17 protein-coding genes are annotated in these 19756 nt (G+C 42.4%); 12 read left to right on the top strand and 5 right to left on the bottom strand.

The window, feature by feature from the left end:
- Positions 1–335: 335 nt before the first annotated feature.
- The gene (locus tag AAFN85_RS09425) at positions 336–746 is read right to left on the bottom strand and encodes a BrxA/BrxB family bacilliredoxin (protein WP_347527117.1); all 411 of its coding nucleotides are present in this window, start codon (positions 744–746) and stop codon (positions 336–338) included.
- A gap of 201 nt (positions 747–947) precedes the next feature.
- Here AAFN85_RS09425 and AAFN85_RS09420 point away from each other — a divergent pair, with 201 nt between their 5' ends.
- From AAFN85_RS09420 to AAFN85_RS09390, 7 genes are all read left to right on the top strand, one after another.
- Positions 948–1820 (top strand): M23 family metallopeptidase, encoded by an 873-nt coding sequence (locus AAFN85_RS09420; protein WP_347526915.1) that lies wholly within the window; start codon positions 948–950, stop codon positions 1818–1820.
- Between the two features lie 87 nt (positions 1821–1907).
- Positions 1908–2291, top strand: a complete 384-nt coding sequence (locus AAFN85_RS09415; RefSeq protein ID WP_347526914.1) for a polymer-forming cytoskeletal protein — start codon at positions 1908–1910, stop codon at positions 2289–2291.
- A 271-nt stretch (positions 2292–2562) separates the two neighbouring features.
- A complete protein-coding gene (gene ahcY, locus AAFN85_RS09410; RefSeq protein ID WP_347526913.1) occupies positions 2563–3879 on the top strand; it encodes an adenosylhomocysteinase in 1317 nt (438 codons plus the stop codon).
- Positions 3880–4078: 199 nt separating this feature from the next.
- Positions 4079–4804 (top strand): BatD family protein, encoded by a 726-nt coding sequence (locus AAFN85_RS09405; RefSeq protein ID WP_347526912.1) that lies wholly within the window; start codon positions 4079–4081, stop codon positions 4802–4804.
- 85 nt (positions 4805–4889) lie between these two features.
- Complete coding sequence (locus tag AAFN85_RS09400; RefSeq protein WP_347526911.1) at positions 4890–5159, top strand: hypothetical protein; 270 nt, start codon at positions 4890–4892, stop codon at positions 5157–5159.
- Between the two features lie 174 nt (positions 5160–5333).
- Entirely contained in the window at positions 5334–5705 is a 372-nt protein-coding gene (locus AAFN85_RS09395; protein ID WP_347526910.1) for a BlaI/MecI/CopY family transcriptional regulator, read from the top strand.
- On the top strand, positions 5702–7180 hold the full coding sequence (locus AAFN85_RS09390) for a M56 family metallopeptidase (RefSeq protein WP_347526909.1): 1479 nt from the start codon (positions 5702–5704) through the stop codon (positions 7178–7180). The genes AAFN85_RS09395 and AAFN85_RS09390 overlap by 4 nt, the downstream gene beginning before the upstream one ends.
- Before the next feature lie 190 nt (positions 7181–7370).
- On the opposite strand, the gene AAFN85_RS09385 is transcribed toward AAFN85_RS09390, so the two are convergent.
- Positions 7371–8369, bottom strand: a complete 999-nt coding sequence (locus AAFN85_RS09385) for a polysaccharide deacetylase (RefSeq protein ID WP_347526907.1) — start codon at positions 8367–8369, stop codon at positions 7371–7373.
- A complete protein-coding gene (locus AAFN85_RS09380; RefSeq protein ID WP_347526906.1) occupies positions 8350–8871 on the bottom strand; it encodes a hypothetical protein in 522 nt (173 codons plus the stop codon). Before AAFN85_RS09380 ends, AAFN85_RS09385 begins: the two co-directional genes overlap by 20 nt.
- 56 nt (positions 8872–8927) lie before the next feature.
- Here AAFN85_RS09380 and AAFN85_RS09375 point away from each other — a divergent pair, with 56 nt between their 5' ends.
- The gene (locus tag AAFN85_RS09375) at positions 8928–9647 is read left to right on the top strand and encodes a pyridoxine 5'-phosphate synthase (protein WP_347527116.1); all 720 of its coding nucleotides are present in this window, start codon (positions 8928–8930) and stop codon (positions 9645–9647) included.
- Here the strand turns inward: AAFN85_RS09375 and AAFN85_RS09370 are convergent.
- Positions 9640–13020, bottom strand: coding sequence for a gliding motility-associated C-terminal domain-containing protein (locus tag AAFN85_RS09370; RefSeq protein WP_347526905.1), 3381 nt, complete (start codon positions 13018–13020; stop codon positions 9640–9642). The two genes, AAFN85_RS09375 and AAFN85_RS09370, sit on opposite strands and share 8 nt — an antisense overlap.
- Before the next feature lie 126 nt (positions 13021–13146).
- On the opposite strand from AAFN85_RS09370, the gene gcvP reads away from it, so the two are divergent.
- The 3 genes from gcvP to AAFN85_RS09355 all read left to right on the top strand — a co-directional run bounded on the left by gcvP (position 13147) and on the right by AAFN85_RS09355 (position 17096).
- Positions 13147–16038 (top strand): aminomethyl-transferring glycine dehydrogenase, encoded by a 2892-nt coding sequence (gene gcvP / locus AAFN85_RS09365; protein ID WP_347526904.1) that lies wholly within the window; start codon positions 13147–13149, stop codon positions 16036–16038.
- 55 nt (positions 16039–16093) lie between these two features.
- Positions 16094–16471: an antibiotic biosynthesis monooxygenase gene (locus AAFN85_RS09360; protein WP_347526903.1), complete on the top strand. Its 378-nt coding sequence runs from the start codon at positions 16094–16096 to the stop codon at positions 16469–16471.
- Positions 16472–16676: 205 nt separating this feature from the next.
- The gene (locus tag AAFN85_RS09355) at positions 16677–17096 is read left to right on the top strand and encodes a response regulator (RefSeq protein ID WP_119407438.1); all 420 of its coding nucleotides are present in this window, start codon (positions 16677–16679) and stop codon (positions 17094–17096) included.
- Here AAFN85_RS09355 and AAFN85_RS09350 read toward each other — a convergent pair.
- Positions 17093–17863: an MBL fold metallo-hydrolase gene (locus tag AAFN85_RS09350; protein ID WP_347526902.1), complete on the bottom strand. Its 771-nt coding sequence runs from the start codon at positions 17861–17863 to the stop codon at positions 17093–17095. The two genes, AAFN85_RS09355 and AAFN85_RS09350, sit on opposite strands and share 4 nt — an antisense overlap.
- Before the next feature lie 82 nt (positions 17864–17945).
- On the opposite strand from AAFN85_RS09350, the gene recJ reads away from it, so the two are divergent.
- A complete protein-coding gene (gene recJ, locus AAFN85_RS09345) occupies positions 17946–19649 on the top strand; it encodes a single-stranded-DNA-specific exonuclease RecJ (protein ID WP_347526901.1) in 1704 nt (567 codons plus the stop codon).
- Positions 19650–19756: the final 107 nt, after the last annotated feature.

Below are 19756 nucleotides of genomic sequence, written 5' to 3'. Positions count from 1 at the left end.
AATCCGCCCTGTATAGTATGCGATTGCTTCGTACCTCGCAATGACATGAGTGAAAATATAACATTTGCACGTATCTTTACCTTACGGGATACAGAAGGAGTTTAAACAATAGAGGTGAAATGAGATTGTTATAAACTGCAAAAGCCGAAAGGCGAGCTTCCGGCTTTTGCCTTATCCCTGTTTTTGAGGTAAAAGGATAAAGATGAAAGGCAAAAGGTATTTGCAATTTGCCTGAAATTATAAAATACGAAAGGCTAATGAGGGTCACTCATTAGCCTTTCGTATGTATTAGTGAAAGCCTTTAACCTTTTACCTTTCAGCTTTCGCCTTGCAAATTAGCAGTATTGCTCAAACGCGTCGATCAGGTTATCGGCAATCATTTGTGCCGGGCGACCTTCAATTTGGTAACGCTCAATGATGTGTACCAGTTTACCATCTTTAAACAAAGCCATTGATGGCGATGATGGAGGGTAAGGCAACATATAGTTACGGGCTACGTCAACAGCTTCTTTTTCCATACCGGCAAAAACTGTTACCAGTTTATCGGGGTGTTTACCGTTTGCGGCAGCAATTTTGGCAGCAGGGCGCGCGTTAGCAGCAGCGCAACCACATACCGAGTTAACCATTACAAATACGGTACCTTCGCTTTCGATGGCGCTTTTTACAGCGTCGGCATCTTTCAATTCCTCAAAACCAACTTTAGTAAGGTCTTCCCGCATTGGGGCTACCAAATATTCTGGATACATCATGTCTTTTTTTGCTTTTAAATAAAATCAGTAATACAAAAATAAGAAATGATAAACTGTTTACGTTTATAAAATTCAATAATAACAATTGCTTGACTATTTCCGTATCAGGCTATCTGACTAATAACGTATTAACACACATTTAATATTGTTTTATTATCAGGAATTTATATCTTGCGAACCCTAATTTATTTGAATTTGATGAAGCCAAAAACATCTGATATTAGTACCGTTGTAATTATCAACAAAAACCAGCAGCAGGCAAAATCCCTACAAATCAAAACCAAACATATTGAAAGGCTCAGGCACTATGCATGGGGGATTTTTGGTGTTGTGGCTGTACTAAGCGGACTGGTGTTTTACCTTCATCGCGAAAATGGATTACAGGAAGCCCAAAACCTGCAATTGCAGGCACAAATAGCAAAACTGAAAGGCGCTATGCCGGTTGCGGCCGCTCCCGCTGCTAATGCAAAACAGGGTTCGGCACAATCATACATCCAATCTATCGAGGTAAAACTCAAAACAATTAACGAATACTTAAAGCGTCGCGGCCTTAAAGGTTTTGCTATAAAAGGCACTGGCGGCAGCGGAAATAACGAGGCAGCTAAACTTCCGGATTCTGAAGCCTATAGCCTTTACGATGATTATCTGAAACATTTAACCAGTACCATCGCTTTCACGCCAATGGGCTACCCTCGCATAAGCTCATTCACATCATTTTTTGGTTACCGCAGCGATCCCTTCAATTCGGAACATGCCGAATTTCATCCAGGTATTGATTTCCAGGGCCGCCGTGGGGATGAAGTAAAATGTACGGCCAGCGGTAAAGTTGTTTTTGCCGGATGGGCCGGTGGTTATGGTAATTGCGTGCGCATTCAGCACATTAATGATCTGGAAACTTTGTATGGGCATCTTTCAAAAATTGATGTGAAAGTTGGTCAGAAAGTTACCGTTGGCGATGATATAGGTAAAGTGGGTTCAACCGGCCACTCTACAGGCACACACCTGCACTACGAAGTGCGTAAAAATGGTAAACCAATAAACCCTGTTAAGTTTTTAACCCTGAATAAATAAGTCGGAAGTCTGTAATTCGAAGTCGAAAGTCAGTTAAAATACTTGCGACTTTGAACTACAGACTTATGACTTAATACTTACAACAACATGGCTATTTTTTCAAAAAAGGAGAAGGTTTCGCTCGACCTGCAAGCTATCTCGACCCTTATTAGCGAAGGCAGTGTTTTGGATGGAAATTTAAAAGCCCCGGCTTTTGCCCGTATCGACGGCCTGGTTAACGGTGATGTAACTGTTGACGAAGGACTGATCCTTGGCGAAAAAGGCGAGGTTAAAGGAAATATCACCACCAAAGAGATAGTAGTTTACGGTAAAGTAACAGGCGATATCAATACGTCTTCGCTCGAGATCAGGGCTTCCGGAAAGATCACCGGCAATATCAAAACGCAGAACCTTTCGGTTGAAAATGGTGGGGTTTATAATGGGAATCTGAGCATGCAGCAAGGGGAGGTGCAAAAGCAGTTGCAAGCTTAGTCATCTACAATCCTTAGATTGCGGTTACGAGGCACCTACGGAGCCAGAGAATCTTTTTACATTTTCTATAAACACGTTACTCCTACGGAGTACTATAATTTGCGTTATCACCCCATACGGGTATCGTGTTTATAGCAATATTTCCTATCCGGGTTTCCGGCTCCATAGGAGCCCCGTGTGGTAAAAGCGATCTGCGTTACCCGTTAAAACCAAACATTTCATTTTCACAAGGATATAAGTTAACTTTGCACTCTCAAAAATAAAAATTGATATGTCATCAGTAGAAACTGCATTCGTTAAATACAAAGTAAAAGATCTGTCGCTGGCAGAGTGGGGACGCAAGGAAATTGAACTGGCTGAGGCTGAGATGCCTGGCTTAATGGCTTTACGTAAAGAGTACGGTCCGACGCAGCCGCTTAAAGGCGCAAGGATAGCCGGCTGTTTACACATGACCATCCAAACCGCTGTATTAATTGAAACCCTTACAGCCCTTGGTGCCGAAGTTACCTGGTCGTCATGCAACATTTTCTCTACTCAGGATCATGCTGCCGCTGCTATCGCTGCTGCAGGTATTTCTGTTTATGCCTGGAAAGGTATGAATGCCGAAGAGTTTGACTGGTGCATTGAACAAACTTTATTTTTTGGCGAAGAGCGCCAACCGCTTAACATGATCCTTGATGATGGTGGCGATTTAACCAACATGGTATTGGATAAATATCCTGAGCTGATTGCCGCAATTAAAGGTTTATCTGAAGAAACTACCACTGGCGTACACCGTTTATACGAGCGCATGAAAGCAGGTACCCTGCCAATGCCGGCTATTAACGTAAACGACTCGGTTACCAAATCGAAATTCGATAACAAATATGGTTGCCGCGAATCGTTAGTTGACGCTATCCGTCGTGCAACCGACGTAATGATGGCTGGTAAAGTAGCTGTAGTTTGCGGTTATGGCGACGTAGGTAAAGGTTCGGCCGATTCATTGCGTAACTCTGGTGTACGTGTTATCGTTACTGAGATCGACCCGATCTGCGCCCTGCAAGCTGCTATGGAAGGCTTTGAAGTTAAAAAATTAGGTACTGCTATTAAAGAAGCTGATATCGTTGTTACTGCAACAGGTAACAAAAATATCGTTCGCGAAGAGCATTTCCGCGCTTTGAAAGATAAAGCTATCGTTTGTAACATCGGTCACTTTGATAACGAGATTGACATGGCCTGGTTAAACGGGGCTTATGGCAATACCAAAATTGAGATCAAACCACAGGTTGATAAATACACTATCGAAGGCAGCGACGTTATTGTTTTGGCCGAAGGTCGTTTGGTTAACTTAGGTTGCGCAACCGGTCACCCAAGCTTTGTAATGAGTAATTCGTTCACCAACCAAACTTTAGCTCAATTAGAGCTTTGGACAAACGGTGGCGCTTACAAAAACGAAGTTTACACCCTGCCAAAACACCTTGATGAAAAAGTAGCCCGTTTACACCTTGCTAAAATTGGTGTTGAGCTGGAAGTACTTGATCAGGATCAGGCTGAGTACATCGGCGTAACTGTTGATGGTCCGTTTAAACCGGAGTACTACCGTTACTAATTTAAGGTAAAAGGATAAAGGCGAAAGCTGAAAGGTTTTCGCCTTTGAAAATATGAAAGGCATGGTTTTTAACCATGCCTTTTTTATGGCTTCTATTTTATTGCGGATTTGCATAGAAACGAGGAGGGGTTAACTTGTGTTTTTATCTAATGATAAAACAATTATTAACGCTATAATTGTGTACAATAACCTTAGTAATATGAAAACCTCCCTTATCACGATGCTGCTGTTTAGTTTGTCTGTATTTTATTGTACCGCGCAAACATTGGAGTTAAAGATCTCTAATCCGCAACCACGGCTTGGACAAAGTTTTACCATCTCGGTTGATATAGATACGGTATCAAGCACTGTCTTTAGCTCTCTATCAAATAAGTTTAAGTTATCTACAGGGAAAAACGCGGGCGGCGATGCGTTATCTGCCATAGCAACAGAAGCTGTAGCCACAAAAACGGGGCGAAATAAAATCGGACCGATATCAATTGATATCAATGGGAAAAAGTACAGTACCAATGCCGTAGAGTTTGATATTGTAGATTCGTTGCCGGCCGTAGATAAAGGATTTTGGATCAGGACAAGCAGGCTCAACGATAGCACCGTTTTGGTATTGACCGATCAGCGTATCCCGGCGTTAACATATTATGATCATACCGACAATTCATTGACCATAACCAAACAAACAAATGGAAATGATGAGGAGGCCAAGTTAAACGAAGCAGAAGATGTAGAAAATGCAAAGGTTAACATGCAACTTGGTCAGAGCGAAATGCAAAGCATTCAACTGGCAGCGCGTGAACTTAATTTTAAATCCCATTTCTGGGTATATAAGGTAAGCATCATTAACAAGAGCAAGCCGGTTGTATTACATAAAGCTGTTTTTAAGAATATTCCGGATTATTATAATTTTAAAGATATCAAGATCAATTAAGTCTTTGTATTTCTTTGTTAGCTTGTCAAATTCCTGGTGATGGTTTTTCGGTTTATCTGTTAATCAATTTTGATTATTCCCTTTTATGGTTATCGCTATTATCATTATGCTTTTAATTGGTCTGGTGCTTTCCCGCCGGCCATTTGTTGTCGGTAAGCAGGTGCGTTTTTTCATGATCAATATCTTGATCATGATATTTTATAATCTTATTATCTGGGGATGTATATCGTTATTTTGGAATGCCGGGGGAGCGGACATTGTCCCGATACTTTGTGGCGCACTATTAAACGTATTACATATCGTTTTTTTACTGATTGTAATAATAAAAAATGCGGTAAAAGAGCAAAGTCAATAATTACTTAAAACTCATATCTGCTAAACTCGTTCGTAAATACGGCGTAAATCATCTCTCCAGATCTCTTTCACTTCCATTAATTGTCTCTGTAGCAATAAAGTATTTTTCTGAAAATTTGCTTTCATGAAAATTTACTCTACATTTGTAGAGTAAATTCTAAATATGTAGAATGTTATGAAACTAACCAAAACCGAAGAACAACTCATGGAAGTGATCTGGGATAAAAAAGAGGTGTTTATGAAAGACATCATCGACGAATATCCCGATCCTAAACCCGCCACCACAACAATTGCCACCCTACTTAAGCGCATGCAAAATAAAGGCTTTGTGGCTTACAACCTGATGGGCAACTCCAGGCAATACTATGCCCTGGTTAAAAAAGGGGATTATTTTTCGAAGCATGTTAACGGCCTCATCAAAGATTTTTTTGGCAGTTCGGCCCTGCAATTCGCTTCGTTTTTTACCAGGCAGGCCGATATGACAGCCGATGAACTGGAAAGCCTGAAAAAGATTATTGACGATCAGATAGAAAGGAAAAAGAAATGATAACTACACTGTTAAAATTCGTAGCCTGCTCTGGCATCCTCTTGCTGGTTTATCATCTAATGCTTAAAAGCAAAGCCATTTATCGCTTTAACCGGTTTTTTCTGTTGGCATCGGTAGTGTTTGCTTTGTTGGTGCCTTTTGTTACCGTTAAGGTGCATCAAAATGTGGTAGAAGTTGTAGCCCCGGTTAAAGAACAGGTTGTTGTAATATCAGAAGCTGTTGAACAAACTATTAGTACTCCCGATGTAAAAGTTGAAACGCCTGTTAACTATGGCTATGCCATTACATTAGGTGTTTATTGCTTAGTAACGGGGATGCTGCTTTTCCGGTTTGCCAAAAATATTTACCATATCAGCCAAACAGCAAAACGAAACGTCAATATCAAATACAAACAAGGCTACATTGTATTGATAAAGCAACAATTAACTCCACACACGTTTTTCAACCGTATTTTCCTGAACGAAGAGGATTATTACCACGATAAAATAACCGACCAGGTATTTCAGCACGAACTGGCCCACGCCCGGCAATGGCACTCGGCAGATGTGGTTTTTATTGAACTGGTGCAGGTATTTTGCTGGTTTAGCCCTTTTGTGCCTTTTTATAAAAAAGCGATCCAGCTTAATCACGAGTTTTTGGCCGACGAAGCTGTATTGCAGGGTGATGCCGATGTTACAAGCTATCAATACCAATTGTTAAATAGCGCCGGTAGCCTTAGTGGGCTTTCGGTGGCAAGTCAGTTTAATTATTCATTAACCAAAAAACGTTTGATCATGATGACCAGAAAAACATCAACGCTAAGCGCTGTGCTTAGCAAAGCAGCCATTTTTACGGTAATGGCAGCTGCTTTTATTGTGTTTTGCAATGCAGTGGATGTTAGTTTGCCAAAGCAGGTAGCCGACCTTAAAAAAGCATTGACCAATGTTGTTCAGGATACTACGCGACAGGATACCTTCCCTAAGGTAATAGCCACAAAATATCCTGAATATCCATACTCGAAAGAAGGGGTTTCGGAGCAATTATTAAATGAATATCACACTATGGTTGATAAACAGATAGTTTGGTATAACGCACACAAATTCGGGCCGGTTTTAGGTGCTGATACAGCACGTTTGCGTACTATTTACAGCCATATGAGTAAAGAACAACAAAAGGAGCAGCGTTTAGTTTTTCAGTATGTAGGGATGCCGCTTGCACCCAGTCGCCCAACTGCGGCCTTATTCCAATCGTTTAAAAACGAACGTCAATACGGCGTATGGCTCAACGATAAGCATATAAACAACAGTGAGTTAGATAAATATAAAGCCTCTGATATCGGGCAATATTTTATTAGCAGACTGGCAAAAACTGCCATCAATTATAATAAATATAAATACCAGGTTAATTTGGCCACGGTAGATTATTATAAAGAATACTGTAAAAAGGCGATAGCAGGCCGTTATAATAGCATAATGATTACAAGGAGTAGGCCTTAATTTACCTAATTGTAGGGCGTCAATATTAATAACCCTCTTTATGTGCGCATTAACAAGCACAAAGGTTTACATGCGTAAAGCATGGTAAGCCTTTTGCCGTTTCAAAGAATATGCACCAGCAAACTGCCAACCGCTATAGTAAACTATCGCTGCAACTGCAAACTGCCAACCGAAAACTGCCAACTGAACCTCACGGCGCTTCACTAAATTCTTCATCCACACTCTCGCGTAAATCATAAAGCAGCCATTGCTTACCGGCTATTGATCGGGTTTTTGATTGTAGCAATTTTATAAAATCATTTACGCCTACAGGCTCGTTGCCATTTCCATGTATCAGTACAATACTGCCGTTTTGTGGTTGTTGCCCTTTGGCTAACCATGCATCGGTACCAACCGGGATCAAGCCGAAATTGGTGATCTGGTAAACTAACTGCTGATCTGATACCAAGCCAGGGAATCTAAAAAATGCTGAGGGCAGCAAGCCATTTCTAAGCATGGCTTTTTCTGTTTCCAATACCTCATAACTGATATCAGTACCCGGTTCCAGTAAAAAGTTTTCTTTAAGCGGTGCTTTCAGGCTTACCCGATGGTTGAAGGAATGATTGATCCAGGTAATATAAATTTCGCGATTGGCCTGCATCTGTTTTAACCAGGCCAGATCCTGCGGATGCTGGCGCATCCAGATCCCGGTAACCGAAAGAGCTATCGGCACAGGGCGTTCTACTTTTTTAAATTCGGTGAAGATGTCTGTGAAGATCCGCTTGTCTAATGGGCGATGCGATGGGCATAAGTCGGCAGTTAGGCTGATGCCGGTTTGTTTGGGGATGCCGCTTTCAATGCCAGCGTCCTGGATACTTACCGATTGCTTTTCGGCTTTGCCCAGTGCTTTTATGTAAGGCGTACTTTTAAAAAATTCACGAGCCTGCTCCATGCTCATCGGTTTGACCTGGTAAAAGCTGCTTTCATTTACTTTGGTTTCCAGTGTTTGTGGGTTTACCATTAGCAGGTAATTACGCCCTTCATTATCAAAACGGCGAAGGATCATCCAGTCCTGCGGATAGTTATGCGCCCAACCGTAAAAAGCTTTGTAATTTTCAATTTTGCGGTAGATGGTTTGCGAAAAGGCATCGCCGCAAAAAGCTATCAGAATAAATAACAGGAAATATATTTTAGGCAGATGTTTGTTCATGGGTATTTGTTTTCCAGTTTTTGCCGGTAATTATACTAATGATAACCAATGTCAGCATAAAAACAATGACTACAATTGGCGTGAAATGTTTAAGGTTATTGATCATCAACGCATAATTTTTTTGTTGATTTTCTGCATCGGTAATGGTTGCATTGGGCAAGGCTGATAATTGAGGATAGACTGTCCATCCGGGTTGTGGCATAAGGTTGATAAATATTGCTGCGGGGTATAACCAAATTATAAATAAAAAGTTGGATATCAGGAGTATGAGATTTTGAAAACGCCGTTTATAGCCCGAAAACCATTCTTTAACAACATATATCAGCATAATTAATAAACACGATATTGGAAAGATGAGTGTGGACGGAGCCATGACAAAGTAAGTGTCGTGTAGCTGTACGTCAATCAGGTTGCTTAAATTTAATGATTTTACAGTTAACCAGGTAGTGATAACAACCGCGGTTATTATCGTCAGCTCAATTATAATTTGTTTAGGTTTCATACCATAAAGTTAAATATATCGGGCAATTTATTTAAATGATGCCTAACTTTGATGGCATGACCCGTCTATCTGTCAATATCAATAAAATAGCCACGTTACGTAACTCGCGCGGCGGCAATAATCCCGACCTGATCCAGGTTGCTAAAGATTGCGAACGTTTTGGCGCGCAAGGCATCACGGTACACCCACGCCCGGACGAACGCCACATCCGCTATAACGATGTTTTCGAGCTTAAAAAAATAGTAACTACCGAGTTTAATATAGAAGGCAACTGCCAGGAACAAAAATTTATCGACCTGGTGCTGGCCAACAAACCCGAGCAGGTTACCCTGGTGCCAGATGTACTGGGCCAGATCACCTCAAACCACGGCTGGGATACCATTGCCAATTACCATTATTTAACAGATATGATAGCCGTGTTTAAAGAAGCCGGCATCCGGGTATCCATATTTGTTGATCCTGATCCTGCGATGGTTGAAGGCGCCGCAAAAACCGGTACCGATAGGGTTGAACTATATACTGAGGGTTATGCCACGCACTTCCCGCAAGGAAAAGAATTGGCAATAGCTCCTTATATTGAGGCTGCTAAAGCAGCACAGCAAGCGGGGCTTGGTCTTAATGCCGGGCATGATCTTGACCTGCATAACCTGAAATATTTTGCCGAAAATATTCCCGGTTTATTGGAGGTAAGTATTGGTCACGCTTTGGTAAGCGATGCTTTGTACTACGGGTTGGAAAATACCGTTCAGATGTACCTGCGAGCCTGCGCTATCTGAGGATTGTTAAATTGCCCGAAAGTAGTTTGCAGCTTTTGCCCAGGTTAATAACGTAATAATAAACACCGCCGGGTAGTTTGTTGCCCTTGTAATTTCCGTCGAAAGGAACACTGTACCCCTTCGATTCAAATACCTTCATACCTGCCCGGGTAAATATTTGTACAGTAGCTTGTGGGTAGTTTTCTGCACCATTTATTTTCCAATAGTCGTTTTTTCCATCGCCGTTAGGGGTGAAGGCGTTAGGGATATCAATAGCCGACAGGCTTATGGTTATGGAGGCGAGTGTGCGGCTGCTTTCGCAGGTGCCGTTAACGCTACTGATGTAATAAATGCTTTGCGCGCTGGCATTTACACTGAATACACCACTGGGTTGTTCATCTAACGGTGAGCCTCCTGTTATACTATTGTATAAACGGTAGGTGTTACCGCTTTGTGGCGAGTTTACCGAAAGTTGTGCCAGCCTGGGCGCGCATAACTGTAAAGGGTTAATTACCGGTGGATCTATAATTGAGTTTTCATTTAAAATGGCATAGCTTCGGGTTGCGAGAGCCCCGCAGCTACCGGCATCATTTACCTGCAAGGTATACGTGCCCGCGCCAATGCCTGCTATATCTTTTAATGTTGATATTTGGGTGCCGGCTTCGTTGGTCCATGTATAGGTATACGGCGGCGTGCCTCCGGTAACCTGGATATCTTTTATACCCCCGGTATTTAGGCCGCACTGATCATTTATGTTGGTTTCTGAATTGGCTGCAATTTGTATGGGAGTGGTTTCTGATACTACAAAATCGTGCGGATAAAGTGTTTCGCAGCCATTGGCATCGGTAAAGTAAACTTTGTAGGTACCGGCTTTCAGGTTTTGAGGATTATTATCTGTGCCCGCAGTTTGGCCGTTGGCATCAATCCAGCGTATGGTTTTTACAAGATTGTTGATGTTTAAGCTTACGGAACCGGTGGCCTGGCCGGGGCAAGTATTGGTAATCCAGAACGTGTAGGTAGGGTAGGAGGTGGGTTGGATGGCGTTTATAGTATATTCGAGACTTTTTGCACTGCAACCAAAATCGTTACTTGCCGTTAGTTGATATGTGCCGGTACCCGCATCCGTAAGATCGGGATTGGTGCCCGCTATGCTATTGTTGCTTAAGTTTATCCATTTGTAACTGGTTGCACCTGTAGCTGTAATCCCTTTTATAAACCCATTATTTTGATTGCAGGTGCTTGCGCCTGCCGTGTATTGAGTTTCGTTAATAGTGATGCCGTTTTTAGTTTTAATTTTATGTGTTGTGCTTTGCACCGTGCAATTAAAGGTGTAATTAACAAAAAAGTAATACGTGCCGGCCGGAACATTTTCCAGGTCTATTTTATTATAATATGCCCTTGAGCCATCAACAGTAGCCCATCCATATGTTCCGGTGGTGTAGTTAGAAAGTTTAATGCCTTTAATGCTTCCGTTTACAGCACCGCAATCGTTGTCATTTATTTGTATCAAACTCTCATCAATAACCGGTGCGTCGGCCGGAGGAAATACTTCGTATTTTACGGTTTCTGAAGTACATCCGTTATTGTCGGTTATAGAAAGGTAGTAAACACCTTTTCCCATATTTTTTAAGGTAGGGGTATCTCCTATTTTATTGCCGTCCTTATCCGTCCAGGTGTAGCTTTTAATGCCATAATAGGTGCGGTCATAAACATCAAAATCAACAGATTGGGTATTGCAATCCAATTGATACGTTCTCGGGTCGATGTGCGGTGTAAGATCGGCGATATTAAATTGTCCGGATGCAGTAGGGCAAGTACCATCCTCGCTTATATCAAGCTTGTAACTGCCATATTGTAAATTATCGATGCTTTGCCCGTGGCCAACAATTGTTCCGTCATCTTTGGTCCAGGTAAAGGTGAATTTTCCTTCACGTTGTTCATTCAGTTTAATCGAGCCGAGGTGATGGCAGTCGATATTGGTAACCGTTACATCGCTTGGCAGTATGTGGAATGGTTCAACACCAAAGGTGTTATGATTAACGGTTGATGTTACCATTACTTTATGTAATACAGGCCCGTTGTATACCCATATACCGCTGCTGTTGGCGGTTATCGTTGCAAACCAGGTATCGGGATTGCAATAGCCATTACATTGTGTTGTTGAGTAATATAACTGCACTTTTGCGCCCGGCGGCGCATCGCCGGATACCTGATTGTCCGTAAGCTTAATTATGCGCACATAATTTGTTTCGTACTCGCTGTAATCCTGCATTAAAACAAGCCTGTTACACCTGAAACTGTTTTTGATCACCTCGAGGTTCGAAAAGTTAATATTATCAAATACTGATCCGTAATTTGCTATAATATTTGAATCTTCAGGCGCGTCACCTCCCACAAGGCAATCAACATGGCTGTTAAGCATAATCGCTTCTGTTTGTGAGCTGCCTAATGAACTGGCTCCCGTACGATCTACACCAATAAAGTTTCCCTTAATAATAGCCGAAGTCTGGTTGGAAGCAGATACGGCTGTGGCATTAGGCGCAAACACGTTTTTACTGATATTAAGTGTTAGGAAGTACGCGTTAGTAACAATATAAGCTTCGGGATAATTGCCGGCTACTGCTTTTTTACCTGTATAATCTGTTCCAAATGAATTGTTTTTGATAGTTACCGATTGCGCAGTGTTGCCATCATTGTAAAAATTTATAGCGTCTAAAATTATATTTCCATCCTGGAGCTGGTCGCCGCCTATAATTAATTTATCAGAGAGGTTTTGGTAGCCATTACCTATCCCGATTTGGTTATTTTGTGGTGTAACCCCATCAGGCGCAAGACCTATAAAATTTGACCGGATCGATCCGTTTTGTAATGTGCCAAGTATACCGTACCGGGTGTTGGTTATAACATTGCCTTTTGACGGTGCCCCAACAATAAGTTTACAGTTTGAATTGGAAACGATGCCATAACAATTACTTTGAATATCGCAGGTAATATAAAGCCCATAAAATTCAACGGTATCTGTTTGATTAATTGTTGGCGATAAGTTAAATATATTAACAACTGAACTTGGTTGAATAAATTTGATTATTACTTTGGCATCGCTAACGCCCAGTTTCGTACCCGGTTGTGTAGTGCCATCAATAATTACATTGCCGGTAACATCCGGCAGCTGCGTGAATAATATAATCGTTCGGCCCGCCTCACTTACATCCGGTAAATTAAAATTGATATAATCTTTAGTAGCGCTGCCATTAGCGGCTGCAAGCGTTAAAGCCTCGCGCAAAGTACCCGGCCCCGAATCGGCATTACTGGTAACCGTAAAAACAGCCGCTAAGCTTTTAAAGCTGATGAAAAGTAAAACTGTGATAAAAAGTAAAATCCGCCTGCCCGTCATGTTTAGGTAATCGATACCAAAATACGTTTTTTATCTGTAAATACACTGTCAATATCATATTACCCAATTGTTACTCATGTTGTAAAAGTGTACCTTTGCGCTAAATTTAAGAGGGACGACTATTTCATGAAGTTGAGCACAACCTACCAGGAGCAGTTTCAGTCGAGACACATTGCTCCGAGTGAGGCCGATAAGGCCAAAATGTTGAAAACCATCGGTGTAAATTCACTCGATGAACTGATAGGGCAAACAGTGCCCGAAAAGATCAGGCTTACCAAACCACTTAACCTGCCCGCCGCTAAAAGTGAGTTTGATTATTTAAACACCTTAAAGCAAACCGCTTCAAAAAACAAAGTTTTCAAATCATTTATCGGTAAAGGTTACTATGATGTGATCGTTCCGGGTGTTATTCAACGTAATATACTTGAAAATCCCGGATGGTACACCCAATACACCCCTTACCAGGCCGAGATTGCTCAGGGCCGTTTGCAGGCTTTGTTAAATTTCCAAACCATGATCATTGATTTGACAGGTATGGAAATTGCCAACGCGTCGTTGCTTGATGAGGGTACCGCTGCTGCTGAGGCTATGTTTATGCAGTACAGTCTGCGTAAAAATAACAGCGCCAATGTATTCTTCGTATCTGAAGATGTGTTCCCGCAAACTATTGACATTTTAAAAACCCGCTCCGAGCCTTATGGCATCGAGCTAAGAATAGGCGACCACCGTACCGTTGAATTAACCGACGATATGTTTGGTGCCATTGTACAATATCCAGCCGGCGATGGCTCGGTTTACAACTATGCCGATTTTGCTGCTAAAGGTCACGAAAAAGGTATCAAACTAACCGTTGTTGCCGATATCATGAGCCTTGCCCTGTTAACGCCTCCGGGCGAGTGGGGTGCCGACATTGTGGTAGGTTCATCACAACGTTTTGGCGTACCAATGGGCTTCGGTGGCCCGCACGCTGCTTTCTTTGCTACTAAAGAAGAATACAAACGTTCTATTCCTGGTCGTATTATCGGTGTAACTATTGATAGTGCCGGTAACTACGCTTTGCGTATGGCTTTGCAAACCCGCGAGCAGCACATCCGCAGGGATAAAGCAACTTCAAATATCTGTACCGCGCAGGCATTATTGGCTATTATGGCTGGTATGTATGCCGTATATCATGGTCCGGATGGCATTAAGCTAATTGCCGAGAGGATTCACGGTTTAGCCGTATTAACTGCTAAAACTTTAGGTCAGTTAGGTTACGAGCAATTGAACGAAGCTTATTTTGATACCGTTAAGTTTGATGTAGGACAGTTAGCTGGTCCTATCCATTCTGAAGCGTTGAATAACGAAATGAACCTGAATTACGAAGGTTCGGTAGTTACTATCAGCATTGACGAAACTACTTCGGTTGAGGATATTAAAACCATCGTTCGCTTTTTTGCCAAGGTAAAAGGTAAAACGATTAACGATGTTGACTTTGACGGACTTAACGCTGATATAGAAACCGTTATTCCTGCCGAATTACAACGTACCTCGGCTTACTTAACGCACAGTTTGTTCAATACCCACAGGTCTGAACATGAAATGCTGCGTTACATCAAATCGTTAGAAGCAAAAGACCTTTCACTTTGTCACTCGATGATCGCTTTGGGTTCATGTACCATGAAACTGAACGCCACTACCGAGATGGTACCAGTTACCTGGGCCGAGTTCAGCAAAATCCACCCATTTGCCCCAACCGACCAGGTTGGCGGTTATATGCAACTGTTTGACGAGATCAATAACTGGTTAAGCGAGATCACCGGTTTCGCGGCAATGAGCTTACAGCCAAACGCTGGTGCTCAAGGCGAGTACGCAGGCTTAATGGTGATCCGTGCTTATCATTTGGATAGGGGCGATGCTCACCGTAATATCGCTTTGATCCCTTCATCAGCACACGGTACCAACCCTGCATCAGCAGCTATGGCCGGTATGAAGATAGTTGTGGTTAAGTGCGACGATAACGGTAACATTGATGTTGCCGATATGCGCGCCAAAGCCGAGCAATATAAAAATGAGCTTTCGTGCTTGATGGTTACTTACCCATCAACCCACGGTGTGTTTGAAGAAAGCATCATCGAGATCTGCGAGATCATTCATGAAAATGGCGGCCAGGTTTATATGGATGGTGCCAACATGAACGCGCAGGTAGGTTTAACCAGTCCGGCTAATATCGGTGCCGATGTTTGCCACTTGAATTTACATAAAACATTCTGTATCCCTCACGGTGGCGGTGGCCCTGGTATGGGTCCAATTGGTGTTGCTAAACACCTGGTTCCTTACTTGCCTGGTCATGCTGTGGTAGATATCGATAGGGGCAAATCTATCCACGCGGTTTCGGCTGCGCCTTGGGGGTCGGCTTCAATCCTGATCATCTCTCATGCTTACATCGCGATGATGGGTGCCGAAGGATTAACTAACGCAACCCGTTACGCTATCCTGAACGCTAACTACATCAAAGCAAGGTTGCAGGATCATTACCCGGTATTATACACTGGCGCCAACAACCGTTGCGCTCACGAAATGATCTTGGATTGCCGCTCGTTTAAACCTGCAGGTATCGAGGTTACTGATATAGCCAAACGTTTAATGGATTATGGTTTCCACGCGCCAACCGTATCATTCCCGGTTGCAGGTACCGTAATGGTTGAACCGACCGAATCAGAGCCTAAGCATGAACTTGACCGTTTCTGCGACGCGATGATCGCTATCCGCCATGAAATTGCTGATGTAATGGACGGCGTATTTGATAAAACAGATAACCCATTAAAAAATGCACCTCACACTGTAACCGTAATTACCGGTAATGAGTGGGAGCATAGCTATACCCGCCAAAAAGCAGCTTTCCCGCTGCCTTATGTTGCCGCCAATAAATTCTGGCCATCAGTGGGTAGGGTAAATGATACTTACGGCGATAGAACGCTGATCTGCTCATGCCCTCCGTTAGAAGAGTATGAGTTTGAAGAAAGCGTGATAGAATAAGCTTTAACCAACCCTCCCCTTAAACCGGGAGGGTTTTTTATTTTATATTAGTTTTATGATGAGTTCAGATAATCCTAATCACAATTCAAAAACATCGCCCTTTGGCAAAAATTCAGAAACACTTGTAGCGCAAACGCCGGCACCTCCGTATTATGCTGTAATATTTACATCGGTACGTACACCGGGTGATGAAGGCTATGGCGATATGGCCGATGAGATGGACAAACTTGCCCGGCAACAGGAAGGCTTTTTAGGTGTTGAATCGGCCAGGAATGAAGTTGGGATCACGGTATCCTACTGGGCATCAGTAGAAGCGATAAAAAACTGGAAAGCAAACGCCCGTCATTTATTTGCCCAGCAGCAGGGCCGCGAAAAATGGTACGAAAGTTACAAGGTGCGCATCTGCAAGGTTGAGCACGACTATAGTTTTTAAACTGCCCGTATCAACTGTTAGTTTTTTTGTGAAATTTTGCGTTCACAAAACTTTATTTACTTTCCTGTTTAAAATAAAATACCCTTTAAAAGGTTATTTAAGCATGTACGTACAAGAGTAAATTTTAGCTATATTACAACTATAGCGAATATAACTTTTTAAACGGTGCTCTCGTATAACGAATACGCGCTTTAGAATTATAAACATGACAATTAACAACAAAGCCATAAGTGTATTACTGGTAGATGATGATGAGATCAATAACTTTATCTCTATTAAGTTGATAAAGAAGGCTTTATTGAATACGGAGATCATGGCTTGTTTAAACGGAAAATACGCGATTGAACAGCTCTCTGATATCCAACGAAAAGATCCCGAGAAACTTCCTGATTATATTTTACTGGATATCAACATGCCCATCATGAACGGATGGGAATTTTTAGATGAATATAAACGCCTGAACCTTGATCCGCTGGGTAAAAGCAAAATTTATATTATTTCTTCATCAGTATTTAGCAACGATATTAACAAGGCACGTTCATATCCGTTGGTAAAAGATTTTATCTCGAAACCGCTTAATGTTGAAAAAATAAAAGAACTTTTTGACGTAGCTAAAGAAGTTTAAACCGGTTTCACTTTAAAGTGATCGCCCTCTGTTTCAACAGTACCGATAGCAAATGATTTAGAATGGTAAAAAAGGCATTTCCAACCTTCGGAAGCGGCTTTTTTACCATATTCTTCGCGCAGCATCATAGCACGGCGACCGTCCATATCATATTTCGCAATAAATTTACGGAGTAGTTGCTCCGGCTCAGGCAGTTCGTCTCCTCCAAAAAATACTTTTTCGCCTTCCAAATCAAACCAAAATACCTGGTGCGCCGGGCAGTGACCTCCCGAATGCTCGTACCTGATGCCTGGTTTAAATTCGCCATTGCCTTCAATAAAAGTGATTTTAGCACTGGCCTGTAAAGCTTCAAATATTTCAACGTGGTATGAAGAGCCTTTGCCGCTGATGCCAAATTCCCATTCCTGTTTATTGATCACGTGTTCGGCCTCCGGGAAACTCGGTACCAGTTTGCCGCCGCGTTCTACAACGAGGCCGCCTGAGTGGTCGTAGTGCAGGTGCGACATTAGCACTAACGTTACATCATCCGGATCAAAACCCGCGTTACGGATATTTTGGTGCAGCATCAGTTCATCACGCGTATCCTTAAATCCCAAACCGGTATCTAAAACGATCAGATCGGTTTTAGTTTTGATCAAAAAGGGGTTAACGTGGATGAATAACGAGGCGGGACGATCTTTCGGGTTATCGGTTTCGGGGTTGAAAGGGATAAACTTTTTAGTAGCATCAACCGAATAAGAGCCCTCGCCTAAAGCAAAAAATTCCATAGTAAACTATCTGTCAGATTTTGGATGTAACTTTGCCCCTTTAACAGGGCATAGTATATTTACTGTTTAAAGCTGCAAAGATATGAATAAACGTTGGGCGCTAAGAGATAATATAAACCATGATGATGTAATAAAATTAGCCGCCGAACTCAATATCGATACCGTTTTAAGCAGTCTGTTGGTGCAACGCGGTATCACCACATTTGAAGATGCCCGCTATTTTTTCAGGCCAGATCATAGGCACCTGCACGATCCTTTTTTGATGAAGGATATGGAAAAGGCTATCATCCGCATTGAGCAGGCGATAGCTAATGGTGAAAAAATTATGATTTATGGTGATTACGATGTGGATGGTACTACTGCCGTAGCGCTGACCTATAGCTTTTTCAAAAAGCTGTATGATGATATTGATTATTATATACCCGATCGTTACAAAGAGGGGTATGGCATATCTACTCAAGGTATTGATTACGCAGCTGAAACCGGTGTTAATCTGATCATCGCGCTGGATTGCGGCATTAAATCCGTAGATAAAATTGATTATGCCAATGAAAAGGGAATAGATTTTATCATCTGTGATCACCACTTGCCGGGTGCTTCGATCCCTAACGCTATAGCCGTACTTGATCCTAAACGTGAGGATTGCGATTACCCTTATAAAGAACTTTCGGGCTGCGGTATCGGCTTTAAGTTGATCCAGGCCTATTCTATAAAAAATGATATCCCGGAAGAGGAAGTGAATTGCTACCTCGATCTGGTAGTGATCAGTATCTCTTGCGATATTGTACACATCACCGGCGAAAACCGAGTACTGGCACACTTCGGGCTGAATAAAATAAATACTGATCCATGTACCGGTGTGAAAGCGCTAATGGAAATAGCCGGAAGAACAGGGCCATATACCATATCGGATGTTGTTTTTCTGCTCGGTCCGCGGATCAATGCCGCCGGTAGAATTGATGATGCCAAGCACGCTGTAGCTTTGCTAATAGCCAAAGACAAAGACATAGCCAAAGAGCAGAGCGACCTGATCAACGTGCATAACACCGAGCGCAAAGGCCACGATGTGAATATCACTGATGAGGCGCTGAGTATGATAGACAATGACGCGGTGTTGGTAGCACGAAAATCGACAGTGCTATTTAATGAGAACTGGCATAAAGGTGTAATAGGCATTGTAGCCTCGCGCCTCACCGAAAAGTATTACCGCCCAACCATTGTACTTACCCGGTCAAACGGGCATGTGGCAGGTTCGGCGCGCTCGGTTTTGGGTTATGATCTGTACGAGGCGCTTTGCGATTGTAAAGACCTGCTGATCCAGTTTGGTGGTCACAAGTATGCAGCGGGATTAACTATGCACCCCGAAAACCTCGAAGCCTTCATCAATAGGTTTGAAGAAGTGGTAAGCACCACCATAAAACCCGAACAATTGATCCAACAAATACAAATTGACGCCGAATTACGTTTAAGCCAGATAGAAGCCAAATTTTTCAGGATCCTGAATCAGTTCGCGCCCTTCGGACCCGAAAATATGGCACCTGTTTTCATTAGTAAAAATGTGTATGTTAGTGGTAACGCGGGCCTGGTAGGCGGCTCACACATTAAAATGAGCGTAATGCAGGAAGGCTCGGCGGCGTTTGATTGTATCGCCTTTAATCATGGGCAATACATTGAGCAATTGCGGTCGGGAGTACCGTTTGAGATGTGCTACTCGATAGAAGAGAATGTGTGGAGGGAGAGAAGAACTATACAGTTAAATGTTAAAGGGATACGTTTTAGTAATTAGAAATTAATTAAAAAGGCATGGTTGCGAGGTGTGATAGGCATTGCGCATAATTGACTCACCCGGTCTATGCTTCGCTGGACCACCCTCTCTATCCTTCGGATAAAGAG

Source organism: Mucilaginibacter sp. CAU 1740 (genome assembly GCF_039839285.1).
In the GTDB taxonomy this organism is placed as follows: domain Bacteria; phylum Bacteroidota; class Bacteroidia; order Sphingobacteriales; family Sphingobacteriaceae; genus Mucilaginibacter.
Note: the sequence above shows the minus strand (reverse complement) of the source record. Positions and strands in the feature narration are given on the sequence as shown.

Bases quoted from the DNA above. Each gene is read 5' to 3' on its own strand.
- AAFN85_RS09405 (WP_347526912.1), top strand. From the start codon at position 4,079: ATGAAAACCTCCCTTATCACGATGCTGCTGTTTAGTTTGTCTGTATTT.
- AAFN85_RS09375 (WP_347527116.1), top strand. From the start codon at position 8,928: ATGACCCGTCTATCTGTCAATATCAATAAAATAGCCACGTTACGTAAC.
- AAFN85_RS09400 (WP_347526911.1), top strand. From the start codon at position 4,890: ATGGTTATCGCTATTATCATTATGCTTTTAATTGGTCTGGTGCTTTCC.
- AAFN85_RS09420 (WP_347526915.1), top strand. From the start codon at position 948: ATGAAGCCAAAAACATCTGATATTAGTACCGTTGTAATTATCAACAAA.
- recJ (WP_347526901.1), top strand. From the start codon at position 17,946: ATGAATAAACGTTGGGCGCTAAGAGATAATATAAACCATGATGATGTA.
- gcvP (WP_347526904.1), top strand. From the start codon at position 13,147: ATGAAGTTGAGCACAACCTACCAGGAGCAGTTTCAGTCGAGACACATT.
- AAFN85_RS09415 (WP_347526914.1), top strand. From the start codon at position 1,908: ATGGCTATTTTTTCAAAAAAGGAGAAGGTTTCGCTCGACCTGCAAGCT.
- AAFN85_RS09395 (WP_347526910.1), top strand. From the start codon at position 5,334: ATGAAACTAACCAAAACCGAAGAACAACTCATGGAAGTGATCTGGGAT.
- ahcY (WP_347526913.1), top strand. From the start codon at position 2,563: ATGTCATCAGTAGAAACTGCATTCGTTAAATACAAAGTAAAAGATCTG.
- AAFN85_RS09385 (WP_347526907.1), bottom strand. From the start codon at position 8,369: ATGAACAAACATCTGCCTAAAATATATTTCCTGTTATTTATTCTGATA.
- AAFN85_RS09390 (WP_347526909.1), top strand. From the start codon at position 5,702: ATGATAACTACACTGTTAAAATTCGTAGCCTGCTCTGGCATCCTCTTG.
- AAFN85_RS09370 (WP_347526905.1), bottom strand. From the start codon at position 13,020: ATGACGGGCAGGCGGATTTTACTTTTTATCACAGTTTTACTTTTCATC.
- AAFN85_RS09380 (WP_347526906.1), bottom strand. From the start codon at position 8,871: ATGAAACCTAAACAAATTATAATTGAGCTGACGATAATAACCGCGGTT.
- AAFN85_RS09425 (WP_347527117.1), bottom strand. From the start codon at position 746: ATGTATCCAGAATATTTGGTAGCCCCAATGCGGGAAGACCTTACTAAA.
- AAFN85_RS09350 (WP_347526902.1), bottom strand. From the start codon at position 17,863: ATGGAATTTTTTGCTTTAGGCGAGGGCTCTTATTCGGTTGATGCTACT.
- AAFN85_RS09360 (WP_347526903.1), top strand. From the start codon at position 16,094: ATGATGAGTTCAGATAATCCTAATCACAATTCAAAAACATCGCCCTTT.
- AAFN85_RS09355 (WP_119407438.1), top strand. From the start codon at position 16,677: ATGACAATTAACAACAAAGCCATAAGTGTATTACTGGTAGATGATGAT.